This is a genomic window from Gammaproteobacteria bacterium, assembly GCA_029882975.1.
Classification (GTDB): Bacteria; Pseudomonadota; Gammaproteobacteria; order SZUA-152; family SZUA-152; genus JAJDNG01.
In genome coordinates this window covers 46,817-64,166 of sequence record JAOUJW010000021.1, presented here as the reverse complement: position 1 = coordinate 64,166, position 17,350 = coordinate 46,817, and the positions used below count along the sequence as shown (strand labels likewise).

General features: G+C 47.5%; 14 protein-coding genes. 3 read left to right on the top strand and 11 right to left on the bottom strand.

Going from position 1 to position 17,350, the window contains the following annotated elements:
• Positions 1-81 precede the first annotated feature (81 nt).
• Positions 82-1,551, bottom strand: coding sequence for an FGGY family carbohydrate kinase (locus tag OEY58_15135; GenBank protein MDH5326790.1), 1,470 nt, complete (start codon positions 1,549-1,551; stop codon positions 82-84).
• Between the two features lie 9 nt (positions 1,552-1,560).
• Positions 1,561-1,929, bottom strand: coding sequence for a hypothetical protein (locus tag OEY58_15130; GenBank protein ID MDH5326789.1), 369 nt, complete (start codon positions 1,927-1,929; stop codon positions 1,561-1,563).
• Positions 1,930-2,142: 213 nt separating this feature from the next.
• Here OEY58_15130 and OEY58_15125 point away from each other — a divergent pair, with 213 nt between their 5' ends.
• On the top strand, positions 2,143-2,688 hold the full coding sequence (locus tag OEY58_15125) for a pyridoxamine 5'-phosphate oxidase family protein (protein ID MDH5326788.1): 546 nt from the start codon (positions 2,143-2,145) through the stop codon (positions 2,686-2,688).
• A 44-nt stretch (positions 2,689-2,732) separates the two neighbouring features.
• On the opposite strand, the gene OEY58_15120 is transcribed toward OEY58_15125, so the two are convergent.
• A complete protein-coding gene (locus tag OEY58_15120) occupies positions 2,733-3,323 on the bottom strand; it encodes a transglutaminase family protein (GenBank protein MDH5326787.1) in 591 nt (196 codons plus the stop codon).
• A 489-nt stretch (positions 3,324-3,812) separates the two neighbouring features.
• On the opposite strand from OEY58_15120, the gene OEY58_15115 reads away from it, so the two are divergent.
• Positions 3,813-4,886, top strand: a complete 1,074-nt coding sequence (locus OEY58_15115) for a hypothetical protein (protein MDH5326786.1) — start codon at positions 3,813-3,815, stop codon at positions 4,884-4,886.
• A gap of 12 nt (positions 4,887-4,898) precedes the next feature.
• On the opposite strand, the gene OEY58_15110 is transcribed toward OEY58_15115, so the two are convergent.
• The 5 genes from OEY58_15110 to OEY58_15090 all read right to left on the bottom strand — a co-directional run bounded on the left by OEY58_15110 (position 4,899) and on the right by OEY58_15090 (position 10,493).
• Positions 4,899-5,333, bottom strand: coding sequence for a UPF0158 family protein (locus tag OEY58_15110; GenBank protein MDH5326785.1), 435 nt, complete (start codon positions 5,331-5,333; stop codon positions 4,899-4,901).
• 82 nt (positions 5,334-5,415) lie between these two features.
• The gene (locus OEY58_15105) at positions 5,416-6,864 is read right to left on the bottom strand and encodes a substrate-binding domain-containing protein (protein ID MDH5326784.1); all 1,449 of its coding nucleotides are present in this window, start codon (positions 6,862-6,864) and stop codon (positions 5,416-5,418) included.
• A 513-nt stretch (positions 6,865-7,377) separates the two neighbouring features.
• Positions 7,378-8,457, bottom strand: coding sequence for a sel1 repeat family protein (locus tag OEY58_15100; GenBank protein MDH5326783.1), 1,080 nt, complete (start codon positions 8,455-8,457; stop codon positions 7,378-7,380).
• 99 nt (positions 8,458-8,556) lie between these two features.
• Entirely contained in the window at positions 8,557-9,627 is a 1,071-nt protein-coding gene (locus tag OEY58_15095) for a hypothetical protein (protein ID MDH5326782.1), read from the bottom strand.
• Between the two features lie 278 nt (positions 9,628-9,905).
• The gene (locus OEY58_15090; protein MDH5326781.1) at positions 9,906-10,493 is read right to left on the bottom strand and encodes a porin family protein; all 588 of its coding nucleotides are present in this window, start codon (positions 10,491-10,493) and stop codon (positions 9,906-9,908) included.
• Positions 10,494-10,708: 215 nt separating this feature from the next.
• Here OEY58_15090 and OEY58_15085 point away from each other — a divergent pair, with 215 nt between their 5' ends.
• The gene (locus OEY58_15085; GenBank protein MDH5326780.1) at positions 10,709-12,580 is read left to right on the top strand and encodes a DUF3592 domain-containing protein; all 1,872 of its coding nucleotides are present in this window, start codon (positions 10,709-10,711) and stop codon (positions 12,578-12,580) included.
• A 12-nt stretch (positions 12,581-12,592) separates the two neighbouring features.
• Here the strand turns inward: OEY58_15085 and OEY58_15080 are convergent, their stop codons facing one another.
• The 3 genes from OEY58_15080 to OEY58_15070 are packed head-to-tail and all read right to left on the bottom strand — an operon-like array spanning position 12,593 to position 17,344.
• On the bottom strand, positions 12,593-13,879 hold the full coding sequence (locus tag OEY58_15080) for a hypothetical protein (GenBank protein MDH5326779.1): 1,287 nt from the start codon (positions 13,877-13,879) through the stop codon (positions 12,593-12,595).
• Positions 13,880-13,886: 7 nt separating this feature from the next.
• The gene (locus OEY58_15075) at positions 13,887-14,768 is read right to left on the bottom strand and encodes an outer membrane lipoprotein-sorting protein (GenBank protein ID MDH5326778.1); all 882 of its coding nucleotides are present in this window, start codon (positions 14,766-14,768) and stop codon (positions 13,887-13,889) included.
• Complete coding sequence (locus OEY58_15070) at positions 14,765-17,344, bottom strand: MMPL family transporter (GenBank protein ID MDH5326777.1); 2,580 nt, start codon at positions 17,342-17,344, stop codon at positions 14,765-14,767. The genes OEY58_15075 and OEY58_15070 overlap by 4 nt, the downstream gene beginning before the upstream one ends.
• Positions 17,345-17,350 lie beyond the last annotated feature (6 nt).

Below are 17,350 nucleotides of genomic sequence, written 5' to 3'. Positions count from 1 at the left end.
GAATGCTTTGGCGATACGACAAAGTTCCGGCACCACTATATATTATAAGATGGAAAAATTTGCAATAGTGAACCATGTGGTTTACAGCACCGACTGATAGGCCTTAAGCTCCTCTTCCATTAGAATCAACCAGTGTTGAAATCGGTTTTGCAGCGATGGATTATCGCAGGGATAGAACCAATGGGAGTGATGCCCGCTCCAGTGTGCCGGAGCACCGGCCACCAAAAAAGCTGTTCCTCTGGCTGTGGCTTCACACTCTTCAGGCCGCTCCACGGGCAGGCGACTCAAATCCGCCAGACGCTGGCACAAGCCATCGCTTAAAGCCAAGCCTCCGGTGAGTAGTATTTTCTGCAGCGGCGTTTCAATGGCCGTAGCGATCGTGTCCAAATTCACTTTCAACAAAAAAATAATACTCTCAGCCACGGCAACAATTTTCTCCCAATCCTCCCATTTATTTTCCTTATCCCCTACCGCAGCAAACCGTGACTTAAAATCGGGAATCCAAAAGGGTGCGCCCAAGCCGGAAACCCCATTAAGAAATACAGGAGGATGATTCGCCTGATCCAACCAGGTGGCAAACTGAGATTCGGCCAATTCATAGCTCATACCCAACTCATCCTCTACCAGAGTCAGAGCACTACCCGCACCATTAACCGTACACTCCAACACATAGCCGGCTTGCACTCCGTCGTGTATGACAATGCTGGACAGCAACCTGGGAACAGACACAACCTGATCCCCCGTTGGAATTTGTAAGAACGCGCCGGTGCCCATATTGATATAGGCAGTGTCCGGACTCGCCTTTCCGTAAGCATAAAGTGCAGCGGACTGGTCACCGGTCACTAAAACCAAAGGAACCCGGTGCTCACCTAATGGTATTGTTCCATATTGAAAACAAGTCGCCACACAAGATGGCAAGGGTTCCCGCGTCACCCCAAAAAGTTCCAGCAAATATGGATCCCAGTCCTGTTGTTGCAAGTTCCACAATAAAGTACGGCTGGCGTTGGCCGGGTCCACCAAATGTCGTTGCTCCAGAGTAATTTGGTACACCAGATAAGCGGCCATGGGCCCCCAAGCCAGTCGGCCTTCTGTAAGCGCTTGGGTGACTGCCGGTATGTGGTCTTCACACCAACGCAGTTTGCTGGCACCGTAGTGTGCCGTAAGCAGCAACCCGGTTCGGGCGTGTATTTCGTGGGCTTTATCAGCAAATCCGCTTAGCCACGCATGGGCACGGCGATCTTGCCAACTGATGGCGCTGGATAGTGCCACACCGCTGTGACGATCCCAGCACACCACATTGGAGCGTTGTGTAGCCAGACCGGCAGCCACTATTAATCTCACATCCGTTCCCAGTTGCCGAAAAATTTCCTGGAGTACACTTTGGATGGACCACACCAGTTCCTCCGCATTTTGTTCCGCCCAGTCGGGCTGGGGTGTGCTGACCTTTACATTGTACTTCGCCTGCGCGACTACTTGCCCCTCAGAATCGAACACCAAAGCACGGCTGGAGTGACCGCCTTGATCTATGGCCAGATAAAGTGGCTTATCCATACGTAGAATCTATGGTTTTTCTTTACGGCGGGTTTCAAGCACCCAGGCAAGTTCGCGCTGATATAATTCCGAATCTATTTTTTTTGCATAGTTCTCACGCCAGCGCGTTGGATAATCACTAACCATGCGATTACGAAACAACTGACATGAAGCCATGGATTTTCGAACAATATGGTCTGCCGGTGTGTGCGGGTTGTAACGCATATTGGTCCCGTGAGCCACGCAGGACTTGTAAGAATCGACCAATGAGGTTCGTTTATATTTATCCGGTAATATGGATTGTTGCGGTGGCGCACATGCAGATAGTAGTGCACCTGCCAACAATATCGCAAAAGCAGGTATAAGCCGGAATAAGAACGGATATACGGGATTGTCCATAACAGCCCTCCTCATCGCCAGTTTTTTGGAAGGTTTCGCCCTAGCTTGAAGCATTGCCAATGGTACGCCAAGCCATGCATGATCGCAATAAACCAAGTCACATTTGGCCTTGGACTAAGGCTGACTTAGTAAAAAAGTGCCATGCCTGTTATAGGTTTTCTACCCTATCCATGCTAAGGTTATCACAATGATCCATTAACAAGGTAATAAGAAATGGCCAAATTCTCGGATAAACTGGATGGAATCCATAGGGACTTTATTGCTAATCAAAAAATGTTTTTTACATCTACGGCTCCAGTGAGCGGCCGAATTAATCTGTCCCCCAAAGGCATGGATTCCTTTCGTATTATAGACGACAATACAGTAGCTTACCTGGATGTCACCGGCAGCGGCAATGAAACTGCGGCACACTTGCTGGAAAACGGCCGCATTACCGTGATGTTTTGCAGTTTTGATGAAAAACCGTTGATCCTTAGACTTTACGGGCACGGCGAAAGCATTCCCACACACCATGCCACGTGGAAGGATTACGTTGATTTATTCACCCTCCTACCCGGCACACGACAAATTATTCTTATTCACGTGGACTCAGTACAAACATCCTGTGGCTATGCAGTCCCCAGATACGATTACACCGGTGAGCGCGACACCTTGGAGCGATGGGCAGAAAAAAAAGGGGAAGCCGGTATACGTGACTACTGGAAAGAAAAAAATCAAACCAGCATCGACGGCCTTAAGACCGGACTTATCGAAGACTAGACCCCGACCCCTCTCAGGGCCGGAGTTAATGGCGTACAAGCGGATTATCCCATAATGATTTCCGCCGGTAGATTCGCCCACAATTGCATTAAATCCCGCGCCTGTTGCAAGGCCTGCACTACACCGGGCCACGGCTGCGGAACAATCATGCCATAGTCTATTTCACCGGTCTGCGCGTTGCTGAATGCCAATTTTTCATCGGGCGGATCAAACCCCGCATTGATACCCGGTTTGTTACCACGGGCATCCACGCGATACCAACCCAGCTCCGGTAAATACAGGCCATTGAAACCGTGTAGACAAAAAGAGCCTGCATCATCCCGTAAGCGTTGATAACTGAACCCGGCGGCTATGCCATTGGCACGTAACAAGGCCGCCAATAAATGGCTTTTGGCATAACACAGACCGTGACCTGCCCTTATTACCTGTGACGCACTCCAAGTCACTCGGGAATACTGATGATCCATACTGTGCCCAATTTCATCCCGGACCCACTCAAAACAATTCCTGGCGGTGTTTACCGAATCGCGATCACGCAAGGCACGAGCCTGGGTGCGAATAGCCGTGTTTTGCCAATCGATAACAGCCGTATGAGATAAATACAAGTGTTCCATTCCAAACGCGTCAGCCATCATGTCGCCCTCCGGGTTCGTGCCCCCACTCGTGTAAACGGCGATGAATACAAGTTATGGATAGCTCAGCAGATTGATTCAGAATGATTTTGAACATTTTCATGGTTTTGCTCCCTTGCTAAATAGGAAAGTGATGTTTAAGGTGACGCAAACAAAAAGGCCGCAGATTTTTCAACCTGCGGCCTTTTATAATTCATGAATCGGAGAAGTGTATCGTCTTAGCAGTCATCCCCCGAATTCACAGCGCACAGGTTAGCGGTCGCCCATAGCTTCAGTGAGCGGCGATGCATAATACGATTAATAATCTGTGCGAATGTATTCATGGGCGCAGTATAACAGCGTCGGGGATAAAAAATAAAGCCCCGGATAACCCATTAAATAGAAGGAACTGTGCCTCAATTTAGTATTTTAGCCTATCACCTACCTTAATGATTCGCGGCTGTAACCGATAATGCCCTGAGGTTCCCTAAAATAACATTGGAGAGCAAAACTGTGGACCGGGCGGAAGTACTGTATGATGCCTTTAAAGAAACTTTCATACAGATCAGGAAAATTTATTTAATCAATACCTTACTTGGCGTTTTCGCCTTACTGATCCTATTGTTGGTGTTTCGCGACACCCTTCTGATTCAAAATTTCCAACCCAAAATGACTCACTTTGACAACCGCATCAAAGCGCTATCCACTGAAATAGAACGCTTAACAGACAGCAAGCTCCAATCTCCCACCCAATACCGCCGCATCAAACTGGACTATGATGCAGCCAAACTGGAACTGGACACGTGGCCAAACGATTTGCCTGCCCGCAAAAAAATGAAACAAAAGTACGAGTCTTATCTCAAGGATTACTCCGGCAGTCACGAAAAAGTGGTGGAACGCCTAAAAATCGACGGAGAACCCGGATTGGACTTGTTTATGAATCTCCAGGACACCATAAAAAAAATGGAAGTTAACGAAACGAAGTTCAACAAGGCTAAACAGGATTTGAGTCGCAACAAACGCAAACATGCTGAGAATACAAAAAAGAAAATCGCGTCGCTGGAAGCAGAAAGGACGGCCGCACAAATTCATCAGAAGAAATTACAACAGGAATCCAGCCGCATTCAAAAAGATAAAACCCGCTTACCATGGCTAGGGTTACGTATTAACCCACGGGATATTCTCGCCTTTATTCCCTTATTGCTGCTGCTCAGTTTTCATGCTTTGTTTGACCGCATCGATGAAATTCTCACCATAAGCAAGAATCCCCTGCTACACACTTATAAAGATGAGCTCCAATATTACCCCGTCAGTGTTTTTATGCGACGCTACAATGGTTATTCAGCCCTAATCAGACTGCTGACCTATATGACCATTCCGGCCATACAAATAATGGCAACATTGCTTATCCTCCAAAGCAAACCCATAACCGAATTTAACAGCGGCGTACCTTGGAGTCTTAGTTTCGGAATTTCCGTTACCGCCTGTATTGCGACCCTGGCCTATCCAATATATGTATTGTGGCGGCACCGGGATTCAATTTTAGGAAAACCGGAAACAACTTCGGATGGGAAAGAAACTCTGTAAGCTTATAGAAGTCTATGCCGTGGCCGGCATTTCCTCGATCTCAATATCATTGTCCCGGCACCACTCCCGCAGGGCTTCCTCGCTGGCACGATTTTCAAACTCGTACCATTGATCGATCAAACCGTCGAGCTCCATGAGGGCTTTGAAATTGGCGTAGGCACCTTTACGGTGAAATATTTTATCAACCTGATCCAGGTGTTGGGGACAGAACTGAGCTACAAATTTCAACGCCAGTTCACTGCCTAGATCCAGCTCTGTTTTGTGAGGGATCCCAACATATTTGCTATCGTCGGTAATATCATCAGGCAATTCTTCAAAATTGTCACCAAATTCGGAATTCCAATACACTTTTCCGGATTGGCGGCAAATATAAGCCTCGTGTTCGTACATTCCCCCATAGGCCACGAAGTCGAATGCTTCCATAATATCGTCGAATTTAACTGTCATAGGCTAATTATAGCCCCAATTATTCAGAAAGACCCACTTCAAAAAGTGGGTCTTTCCATTAACAACTACCGGCTTCTGGCCGTTATTGACACGAGTTATTCACCCGGTCCCACTCGCTAAATGTTGGCTCTGGAATACTGCGATCCAAGGAATAGCATTTCCCTTTGGATAGCTCCGCATCAGTTAGGCCTTGAAAACCGCCATTGGTATAAGCCGCCTGCCCTTCAGGAGATCGAACAAAGTCGATAAACTGCTGTGCACGCGTGGGATTTTTGGCCGTGGCTAACACCGCCAGGGAATAAGTACCCGGTTTGTTGACAAGACCGTCCGGGCTGGGAATTCCCAGATTGGAAATATCCTGAGCACCCACCATACCCTGAACCGGTGCGTCTGTGGACGTTGCATACTGATTCAGCACATATGCCAGCTCAGTAATCCAAACGAAACCCACATCCACTGGTACAAATCCGCTTATGCCCTGCAAGCCATTAGGCGTTTCCACATGATGCACCCGGGACTCATGGGTGTTGGGTTTGTTTAACGTAGCATACTCACAGAATTGATACTGACCGTCCCCATACACACACCCCAGATCCGCCAGGTTATGCGAAGCGTGATTTTCCCCCGCATCCCGGGTGATTAACCGCGCAGCTCCCGGAGAACCCGGCAAAGGTAAAGCCACCACGCTCAACGCACGTTGAATCCACTGGGATGCCGTGTGTGTCTCAGTCACCGCAACACCATTGGCAAGTGTATAACTCATGGTGATATTCGCATCATTGTCATTGGCGCGTACATAATCGTGCGACGCCTTCATGAAATTATTGGCAGCATTGTGAATACCCTCATTAATATGATCCAGGTTGGAAGTGACGGTGTCACCTGAGAGCAGGTCCATAATAATATCAAACTGCTTATCAAACTCCGGACTTGGCGTACCAGGATAAGTATCGGTACCTATATTTTTAGGGTTACCCTTCAACACCATCAAGTCTAACTTGTTCTTTATGTAGGGAACTGCTTCGGTTACAAAGCCGGACTTAGCCAGATCCTGCATCAAGTTATAATTGGTTGACGCGAACACATCAAAATCCACTTGAATGCTGCCGGGTAAAAAGTTACGGTCATCGTCATTACCCAGAACCAAACATCCGGATTTAATTTGTTTGCGAATTTGACCCGGAGGAATCAACTGGATGTAGTAAGAACGTGCTTCCGCCTGTAAATCTGCCAGGGTGTAATAAGGGTTGGCGTGGTGAGACGGTTCGCCGGCTGGAGTGATTCCACGGGACAGATTAAAAGCCTGCATCACTTTGTCAAACACCACCCACTGGTTACCCGCCATCCCCAGACGCAGATCGGCATCAACGGGGTTTCCGTGAAACTCGGTGGCTCTGGCAGCGGGCAAGAAGGCGCAATCTCCCTTGAGGGTATAGTTTTTCGGCTCTGCTACCGGCTGAGCCATTGCACTGCCTGCCACTGCGATCATTCCCAGACCTAAGATTAGCTTTTTTCTTGTTTGTATACTCATCTACTTCTACTCCATGTAAATCTATCTGTTAGTAAGAAACCTGCAAGCCGACATTCGGTCACAGGAACTGCGCCGACGTAAAACTTAGCATTCGATACCGGTGGATTAAGAAACGTCGAAAAAACCGACTCCAACTCTACTTCGCAATGTAAGCCTGTTTTGACGCTATGCTTTTGCAAGGCCCTGAGCTTCACACAACAGTCAGATTGAGAAAGGATTAACAGACCTAGGGAAACTCTGATTAACACTTAACAACGACTGCCTATCGACGCCCCTATTAAACAACAGGACCCTCAAAATTAATTGTCACTTAGCTGACAATGTTTACAAAAATGAAAACCGGATTTTATACGTAAGCGTATTTGAACTTACTTAAGACAGTGCGATAAAGATGGTTGAACATACTATTTCACGCTGCAATTTTTCAATCCGCAAAGAATCGCAACAAGATTCCGTGCAAAGTAAATCCAACACGCGTAAAGTGGGTGAGCATCGCTTACAGCGAGCCGTGCTTCAATCGGTTTGCGTATTATCCGACCCGTAGTCGGACAAACTGGTGGAACGTGCCTCGGATTTGTAGATTGAGATAAGATTTTTTTCCGCCTGTTTGTGCCCTTGACGCCTGGCTTTTTCAAACCAATCCTTGGCTTGTTTTTGATCTCGCCGAACATCAATGCCCAAATACAGTAAGGAAGCGTAGCTGTTTTGTGCCGCAGCATCACCCAGCTCCGCTGCTTGCTTGTATAACTGCACTGCTTTACCACGATCTTTCTTTAATACAGTTCCACGATAATACGCCTCCGCAACTTTGGTAATAGCTGCGGCGTAATTCCTGGCAGCCGCGGCTTGAAAATAGTCGATGGCTTTTTGTGTATCCTGACCGACTCCCTGCCCCTGTTCATACAATAACCCCACTTTGTATTCCGCGGCTGCATCCCCTAATTTAGCCAAACGTACATAGGACTGAAATGCCTGCCCATGCTCCCCGGATTGATACGCTTGCTCGGCCGATTCACCCAGGTCCTGCATGCTGTTGATATAAGCCGCAGCGATCGCAGCCAGCTTAGGCTGAAAACGACGCAGTTCTTTTATGTTACTGCTTTCGCCGGAACCGGAAATGAGAAGTTTACTGTTATTACCAATGGGCAATTCATGATGAATCAAAGTGGTTCCCTGCACGGGTCGCTCGTAAGCGTATTGTAAATACTTCATACCTTCTACACTTTTGCTGCCACAATCCTTTAGAACCAGTTTACGACTATAAGCTTTCTCAAGTGTTTGTTGCATGGAATCACAGGCAAGCGGTTTGCTTGTATCCACCGGAACTAACTGAATCAACACATTGCTGTGGAATCCATCCCCGGCGGCGTTCTTACGAAACAAAAATTCGGCCGTCCCTGCTTTGACGTTTTTGAGCAAACTGCCGAATGTCTTGGTGCGGAAGATATTCACCGACCCCAGCGTTTGCAGGGTTTCGTTGCTGTATACGCCTTTGGGCGACGGTGCCAACACCTGCCAACCGGACGGTAAATCAAACTCAAAGCCGAACACGCTTTTGTGCGGCTCAGCATAGAGTCGCGACGGTGCTGACATAATTAATATTAGTGTTCCAATAATCCTTATGGCTGCCCTTTTCATACGCCCTCCTTCATCCCGCCCGTTAAAGCGCCTTCCTGCGCCACCCGGCTTGGATTACATGGACCAGTCCACTATAAAAATATTAGTTTCCCCCTGCACTTTACCATTGCGATTTGATGCAAATACCAGTTTTTTACCATCGTGAGAAAACATGGGAAAACCATCAAAACCTTCATAATAGGTAACTTGTTGTAAGCGCCGGGTTTCTATATTAACTAAAAACAAATCAAAATTTCGTCCGTGAGGATTATGCATATTGGATGAAAAAATAATATGCTTTCCGTCCGGGTGCCAATAAGGCCCAAAATTGGCTGCACCATTATTCGTAATCTGGATAGGCTTTCGTTCCTTCAAATGCATGATAAATATTTCCAGATTGCGCGGTCGAATCAATCCTTCGGCCAGCAAACTCTGATAACTTTCCAACTGTTTACCCTTAGGTCGCGATGCACGCCACACCAACCATTGCCCATCCCGAGAAAAAAAAGCTCCGCCATCATAACCATCCTCGTGAGTGATCTGCTCCACTTGGCTACCATCAGGCTTCATTAAAAACAATTCCAGATCGCCGGTTCGTACGGAGGTAAACACAATACGATCTCCTTGCGGAGAATACACGGCCTCAGCATCATAACCCTCAGTGTGGGTTAATTGCTGCAGCTCCGATCCGTCCCGTTTGGCTCGAAAAATATCGAAACTTTTGTACAATGACCAAACATAGCCTTTTGAATAGTCCGGTTTTGGCGGACATTTTTCACCGGCTAAATGAGTGGATGCGTAAATAATGGAATCTTCACCGGGAGAGATAAAGGCGCAGGTAGTCACCCCTTTACCCGAGGACAATAACTTAACCTCTTTGCCATTGGTGTTCATTTCAAATATGGCGTCACACTGCAAGGCATCCCGAGTAGACTGAAAAATTAATTTAGAGCCATCATAAGAGAAATAGGCCTCTGCGTTTTGTCCACCAAATGTGAGTTGTTTCAAGCTGTTGAAGTGGTTTTCCTGGGGTAGGGCCAGAGCATCACCTTGGGGTGACGGCGTTACAGTCTCTCGTATGCTCTGTTTGCAGGCTGTTGCCGTAAGCAAAATGACTACAAGCCCCAGCACAACTGAATATTTCATAGACACTCCCTGAATAAATCTCTGCCACTTTTCCTACCATAGTACAGGGAGATTCTTAGTGAAAGCAAATAGGACAATTTTTCGATTGGCCAAGACCATTCGCCTTCGTGGGCACAGCCGCTCGTTAAAAAACCGTGCCCACCACGTCAGAAATTAGATTGGCTCTGAAACGAACATTGGCGCGTGTGCGGAGGTACAACCATGCCCCTTTCGCCCGCCTTTCCTGGTTTGTGACAGAGAAAACATAGTAACGATGTATTGTATTGCTTTAGTATTGCTTAGAAATACACGTGCAGGTTAAGTCCACTGACATTGTCTGATATGCCGCGTGAACTAACCGTACTGATTTCATTTTTCGATTTGGATTTACTATAGATTACCGCATAGTCGGCAGAAACGGACACCTGTCGATTGAAAAAATATTCAACCCCTAAGAGCACGTCTACAAAATAGAATTTTGACCGACTGGTGCTGGAAACCACACTTTGCGATTCAGACTTGGAATATCGGTAACCAATATTAGAGCCATAAACGATAGCGAGACTATCTGTTTTCTTAAACGGTTTTCGCAGACCGAGAGACAAACCGTAACCGGTAGATTCCAGCGAAGAGGAACCACCCACACCTGAATTATCTGAAGCGGAATTTGCGATACTCAGGCTGCTATTCAGGCCAAGATCATCCGCAAGCCAGTACGTCCCGCCCACGCCAAACCTATAGCCTCCGATTTCCAAACCATCAAATGTGAAATCCATTGATTTGTCCCCAGTTTTTGGAAACGGCCCATCTGCAAAAGCCACACCCGCAGAAACCACGGCCCCGGTAAGCAATATGGTCAAATAGACAGCAAATCGCATAACTCTCATCACAAATCCCCCAGATATCATTTTTATAAATTCCCTCAAAAACAAACATTTATTGTCTTTTATTAGATGGTGACAGTGTACAATTTATTGCGAATTTCGGCTACTTATTTAAACTCCTATAAGTAAACTGTGACCACCTCCCGCTTTGGGCACATCAAGCTGCTGTCCCACGGGTCGATAGATACACAAACGAAAAAATATAGATTATCAATCATATGAGAAGCATTAACGCTATCTTTACCTTGCTGTTCGGGCTGGCATTTGCCGGTGGCGGGCTATACTTTCTCGGGCAAACCACCGTACCCATGGTGCAAGACTGGGTAGCTATGCAGCAATGGCAATCTGCATCAGGGATAGTCCTTAACGTCGAGCGACCGGACAATGGTGTGGAAGCGGAATATGAATACCAGGTAGACCAGACCACCTACAGAGGTAAGCGTGTCTACGTAGCACAGTTTTCAGACAATATCGGCCGCTATCAGGAACAACTACAACATCGATTGGAATCGTCTCAAAGTGCTCAAAACTCTATCACTGTGTGGTTTGACCCTGCCAACCCCTCGCAATCGGTTATTGACCGCGACATGCGTTGGGGGTTGCTGGTTTTCGTGACGATTTTTTGCTCTGTGTTTATACTCATTGGATCCGTTGTCGCCTATGCCGGACTTCGATCCACCCGGAAAAACCCTCAACCGTCCCTGCGACAACTGAAGCAACAATGGCAACACCATAGCGCCGAGACAGGTTCATCAATGGAATTTAAGGAATTCGTACAACAACGACGCGACCTGGTTTCGGATAACAACCCCCACACCAGCGCCAATGACCACCAGTATTGGCAGCACAAAAAAGAGTGGCGTAACAACGAAATCCGTTCCAATGCGAACACCCAGATGATAGCAATGTGGGTGTTCGCGGGCTTGTGGAATGCCCTCACACTTCCTTTGATTTTCGTTTTACCACAGGAACTGGCCAAATCGAACTATGGGGCACTGGCCGGCCTGCTATTCCCCCTGGCGGGGATATTTCTCACTGTCAAAGCAGTCAACCTGACCCGTGAATGGAAGCGTTTCGGTGTAATCAAGTTGGTTATGGATCCCTTCCCCGGTTCTATAGGTGGGCACGTGGGCGGCCATTTGTATATCGAAAACCTGCACCAACTCGACGCCATATACAAAGTGGAGCTGGAATGCGTCCATAGTTATGTATCAGGCAGCGGTGACAACCGTCGCCGCCGTGAAACCATTAAATGGGCGGAAGCCGGTACAGCGGGCGTAAGCCCCCAAAGTAATGGCATCCGCTTATCGTTCCGATTTGACGTACCCGATAATTTGCCCGAAGCCGATGTCACTCGGAGCGAGGCATATAATTTCTGGCGTTTGAACCTGCGCGCAAACCTACCCGGAGTTGATTTAAAGCGTCAGTACAACATACCCGTATTTAAAACCGGCAAAGTCTCGTCCACCGTGTTCCACGACCTCAGCGCACAAATGCAACAAAAACGCGAAGACCAGGCTCAGCAAATTGAGGCCGCCATCAATCGAGGAGATCTGGATGATACAGCCTTGGCACCGGTCCTGCGGTATATCAACAACGGCGACCAGCATGAGTTTTATTTTCCCATGTTCCGCGGCAAGATCCTGACGTTGTTTGCGTTTGTATTTGCCGCCGGGTTTGGTTTTGCCACTTACAGCATAAACACGCAATTCGGTGACGGTGCCTTTAGCATCTTTACCGGTGTATTCTCCATACCCTTTGCCATTGTGGCACTGATTGCCACTATCGCTCTCATTTATGTCCCCTTAAACAATCTGCGTACTCGCATTCGCCCGGGAGAAATTGCTGTATCGAGGCGTTTATTTATTGTCCCTATTGGCAAGCATCACATTCGCAGTGATGAACTGAAAGAACTGGAGCTGTATCGCAGCGGCAGTACCGGACAAGGGGTGAAAAAAATTGAACATTTTAATATACGGGCCGTAAAACACGACAACAACAAAATCACTATTGCCGAAAGCATTAACGGCCGCGATCTGGCGGAGCAACTGAAACACTACATGGACATGCGAATCAAAGGCGCCGCCTGACCGTGATAAGAATTACCAGGAATAGGTGGTTTTTATGCTTACACTATCCCAATCGTCCATAAATTGGGTAGGTGCCTGCGAGTCATTAACCTCAAACACGGTACAAACCAAATCCACAGACCACTCGTCGTTCAGGTGATAGCTGAGTGAACCGCTGTGGGTTTGGGCGTGATCTTCTACGTGGTACTGAAAATAGTAAACTGTTTCCAAATCTTTATGCATGAAAGATTTGGACACTCGTGTCGCCAACCGGGAATCGTTTCTTTGAACCGGGGCTGTACCGGGTAGGTCCAGGAATGCGTAGGTCGCTTCCGCACTTAATATTAAATCGTTTCCTAAATTCAAATCCACCCCCCCACCCCATTGAATGGAGTCCATCTCCGTACGCTTGTCATTCAGAAACAAACTGCGTTTGGCAGAATAAGCCAAGGCCAACTTCCACAATACCCCATCACCGGCAAAATTGTATGAATACGCCAGCAAATAGTAATCCGGATATAGGGCGCGAAACTGATCGGTCGCAACGAATTCAAAATACGGGTCATTTTGCAACAAACGGGCAATGGTAAACGTACCGTCAAAACTCCCTCTACTCAGCTTTAAGCGCAAAGCCAGCTCATAATCGGAAAACGTTTGCGGTTTGGCTTCGTCAAGAGAAAAGTTACGGTACCCCAGTTGCTGTTCCAGCAAATACCGAGCACCGCCACCAGGGTATCGGTTCACCTGTGGAGCGACATTATAAACAAACTCCGCTTCCGTGCCGAAGTTGATAAAATGCGATGCGGTGATTATTCCTTGAGCGATACGCGCATCCTGTGGTGCGGTGTAAGCAAACTGGGAAAAATCCCAGGGGCTTAAGCGATCCGTAACGCCAAGCATATCCATTTTTCCCCAAACCGCAGTTTGATAACCTGCTTTCATACTGAACTGATCCAATCTACCCTGCAAATACAAAGCCTGAACCCTCGAATCCCAGTCCAGCGCTTGACTAGCATCGATTTGACTATCATCGCCTATCCTTGCTACCAGGGTCGCATCCACTACTGCGTAAAGTTGTTCAGCCAACAGCGTCTCCACCTGCAGTTTTAAATCCAGATGCTGCAAGTCGGTTTGTCGTTGCGGTAAATGCCAGTTTTGCAAATAACTGATGTGCAACCGCCAAGGTTTTTGATTTTCCAGACCATCCAGCGCGTCGGTTTCCATTGTGCCGGTAACGTCAAAATTCATATCCAACTCTTCTGCCGCGAACAATGAAGGCACCAACAGCCCTAGCACCAAGGTATAGAGTAATTGTCTCATACCCTGTCTACAATTGACCGCGCAATTGTTGTAGCCGGCCGGCGCGATAGCCTGCATCCGTAAGCGCCCTTTGCCCAAACAGTTCATCTTCCACATCTATATTCATTTTTATCCCATCCGTTTTCATGGTCGTGATTCGTCGGGTTTGCACGTTATTGAAATTAATCCTATGTGCCACCCAGATATTATTTATCAATTTAATTGCAGCAAAAGTCACCTGCTTAACCTCACGCTGACGTCGGTCATAGGAAACTATTTTCAAAGCCATGTCCCGTTCTTTATCGATCCATTGCACTGACTTTGAGTAATTGCTTTTACGAGCCCGCTCCGGCTTTGGGACCGCCTCTATCACCCAACAAGGACGTCCCTGAAAAGTCTCTTCCTTCAACAAGCGATAGGAATAGTCATCCAGATGCGGACGTTCGACATCCTCATACGCGATTTCCGAGCCAAACAAGGTACCTTCCTTAGGTTGATTTTGCTTACCTGACACTATGCGTTTGACTTTATTCAGTGCCGATAAATACATCCATTGGTCTGTATCCTTTAGCGGATCATCATAATCGTATTGTAAAAACCCAATACCCTGCTCTGCCACCGGCTTTTGTATAAAACTGATACTGCGACTGTCTTTCCCATTGTCACCAAAATCCTTTTGCACGCTTTCCAATACTTTTACTCTGGGGGTATCCGCACAAGCCAACCGTCCAGCGCTAATGGTATAGCGACAGGTAGCCACTATTTGCTTGGAATAATTACTTGCACCGTCATCGCGATCCACGACCCGTTGCATAATATCTTCAGCCTGACCGGCGTGAGCGGAACCGATTCCAAAATTCAAGCCCATTCCTATCAGTGCAGCACATACGTAAAAAAAAGCTTGTTTCATTTGGTTTCTCCTGTAATACCCGGCGACGAGGCAACCGTCTCTGACTGAGTTCTTCGTGAAGCAGTTTGTGCCGGGCCAAAGCCAAAGGTACTGCGTGTTACTTTCAAAAGAGCGGGCAGCAACAACAAATCCCCGGCCAAAGCGGTTGCAACAGCCACCCCCGCCAACAATCCAAAGTTCTTTATTCCCTGATGATCCAACAAGCCAAAGGCCAAAAATGCTCCCAGCAATATCACTGTAGTAAAGGTAATGGCTTGACCAACTTCCCTAAACGAATCAACTATCGCTGCATCAATATCCCCTTTCTCTTCCATCAAAGCCCGGTAATGTGTGAGAAAATGAATAGTATCATCCACCACAATACCAATCATAACCGGCGCCACAATCAAGGTGTCCGCATCCAAAGGAATTCCCAAATACCCCATTAATCCGAACACGACGGATAAAGGCAATAAATTGGGAAACAATGCCAACAACCCCACCCTGACGGAACGGAAGGTCAACAACAGAACCACACTAATAGCCAGCAGAGCAAGGCTAAAACCCCGGATCTGGGACCAACTGACAAAGTCCAGGATTTTAATCATCAAAACCAAACCACCGGTTGGCGTAACGTTCAATTGCGGGTAACGCTCTTTGAGTGGCGCAAATCGTTGTTCCAACTCCTGCTGCATATGCCGCACCATGGCAATGTATGACTTGGTACCACGATTTTTCATCAGCAAAGTAATGTGGGCATCCCGGTAAGTATCTGACACCACCCGTCTGCGTTCTTTAGGATTGGCATTGGAGAACATAAACAAGGTCTGGCGTAATACCTGCTCATCCTGCGGCACACTATAGGCTTCTTCACGGCCACCGTTGAGGGAACGATTGGCGTCTTTCACAACATCAACAATAGAGTAAATGCGCACCATGACATCCGGATACGTGGTTCGCAGCCACTGTTGAAAACCATCCATGGCATTGAGCACTTGTGGATCCCTAAACGTATCGTCAGTTTCAGAACTCACCATGAGTTCCATTCCCATGGTACCGCCCATTTTGGCTTCTGCCGTTTCTTGCGCAATGCGTATGGGAGAGTCCGTATCAAACAATTCCATAAAATTGGAATCCACTTCAACCTTACTCACGCCCACCAGGAAAACCACCATAATGACGGCAAACACGGTAATATTTAACTTCGGTTGCTCGTAACCCCAGTGCTCTATCCGGCGCAACCATTTTTGCACTCTGTGGTGTCCGGCGACACCGCGTTTGCCTACGGGATTCCAAATATCCAACATCAAGGGCAAAATCACAATACTCATAACGAAGGCGAAAAACACTCCCAAGGCGGCCGCGATCCCCATATTTTGAATTGGTACCAACGGGACAATGGTCAAGGACAACATACCCAATCCCGTTGTTAATGTAGTCAGTAAAACCGCCACCCCCGATTTTCGGAAAGTGGAGCGTAAAGCCTGCTCATGGACTTGCCCCTGGTTTCGAAAGTACATATAGCCGGACAAGATATGCACCGAATCGGCCACACCCACCACCATCACCAGCAGAATCACCACGTTAATCATCAGGTTCATGGTTATACCCAACCACCCCAGAGTCGCTACAACCATGGCGGCTGATACAATGATAATCAGCTGAGGCCACACCACGGCAGACAAGGATCGAAAGAGAAACCACTGAATTACAATGATCAACAGCAGAGAAATAGCCATGACCATATTGACCTGCGGTGCCATCTCATCCAGAACATACGTATTTACAACCGGAGCCCCCATAGGAAAATATTCCAGGACATCGAGGTATTGGCTTTTATAGATAACGGCATAAATGGCCTTGGTCACCCTGGCGTACTCTTCCATGGTGACAAATTCGAATTCGGAATTGGCATAAAGTGTTTCTGAAGAACTTTGAGCTTTGGTTACATCAAAAGCGTCCATGTCGATATTGTCCAGACTAATATCACTGACTTCCGTTGCCGGACGGACCTTGGTTGCCTTAAAATCCGTATGTATCAAAATACCGCCATAGCTACCATCCGGCGATATGTAGACCATGGGATAAATAGGGTGCTCCAGGGCTTGGCGCTTCAGTAGCGCACGTTGTGCTTGTGTTACCGGCAAATCCTGCCCGATAAACGGCCGGGCTATCAGTGCGTCGTCACTGGCTTCCAGATAACTCACATTTAGCAAAGTGGTCACATCCGTAACACGATCAAACGGCGAAGACTCCCCCGGTGCTAATTGAGCCCGATAGTTGAGCAACTCTTCTTGTATTCCCTGTAAGGCTTTCAAAGAAGCATCGGAGAACAAATCACCGTCTTTGGGACGGTACACAATATAGATGGACTCATCTCCACCAAAGTGGGCCCGAAATCTGTCATAAGCCGCACGCACCGGATCTTGTTCCCGAAAAAACTGCTCATCCGATAAATCCAGCTCGAATTTACCTGCTCCGGGCAACAACAACACCAGACTAAGCAGAAACCCGGACCAGATCCACCAGCGCCTATTCCTTAACCCGTCCGGCAGACGTTCAAAAACCCTTCCCAAATCACTCAGCATTTTCTTCATCGGTTT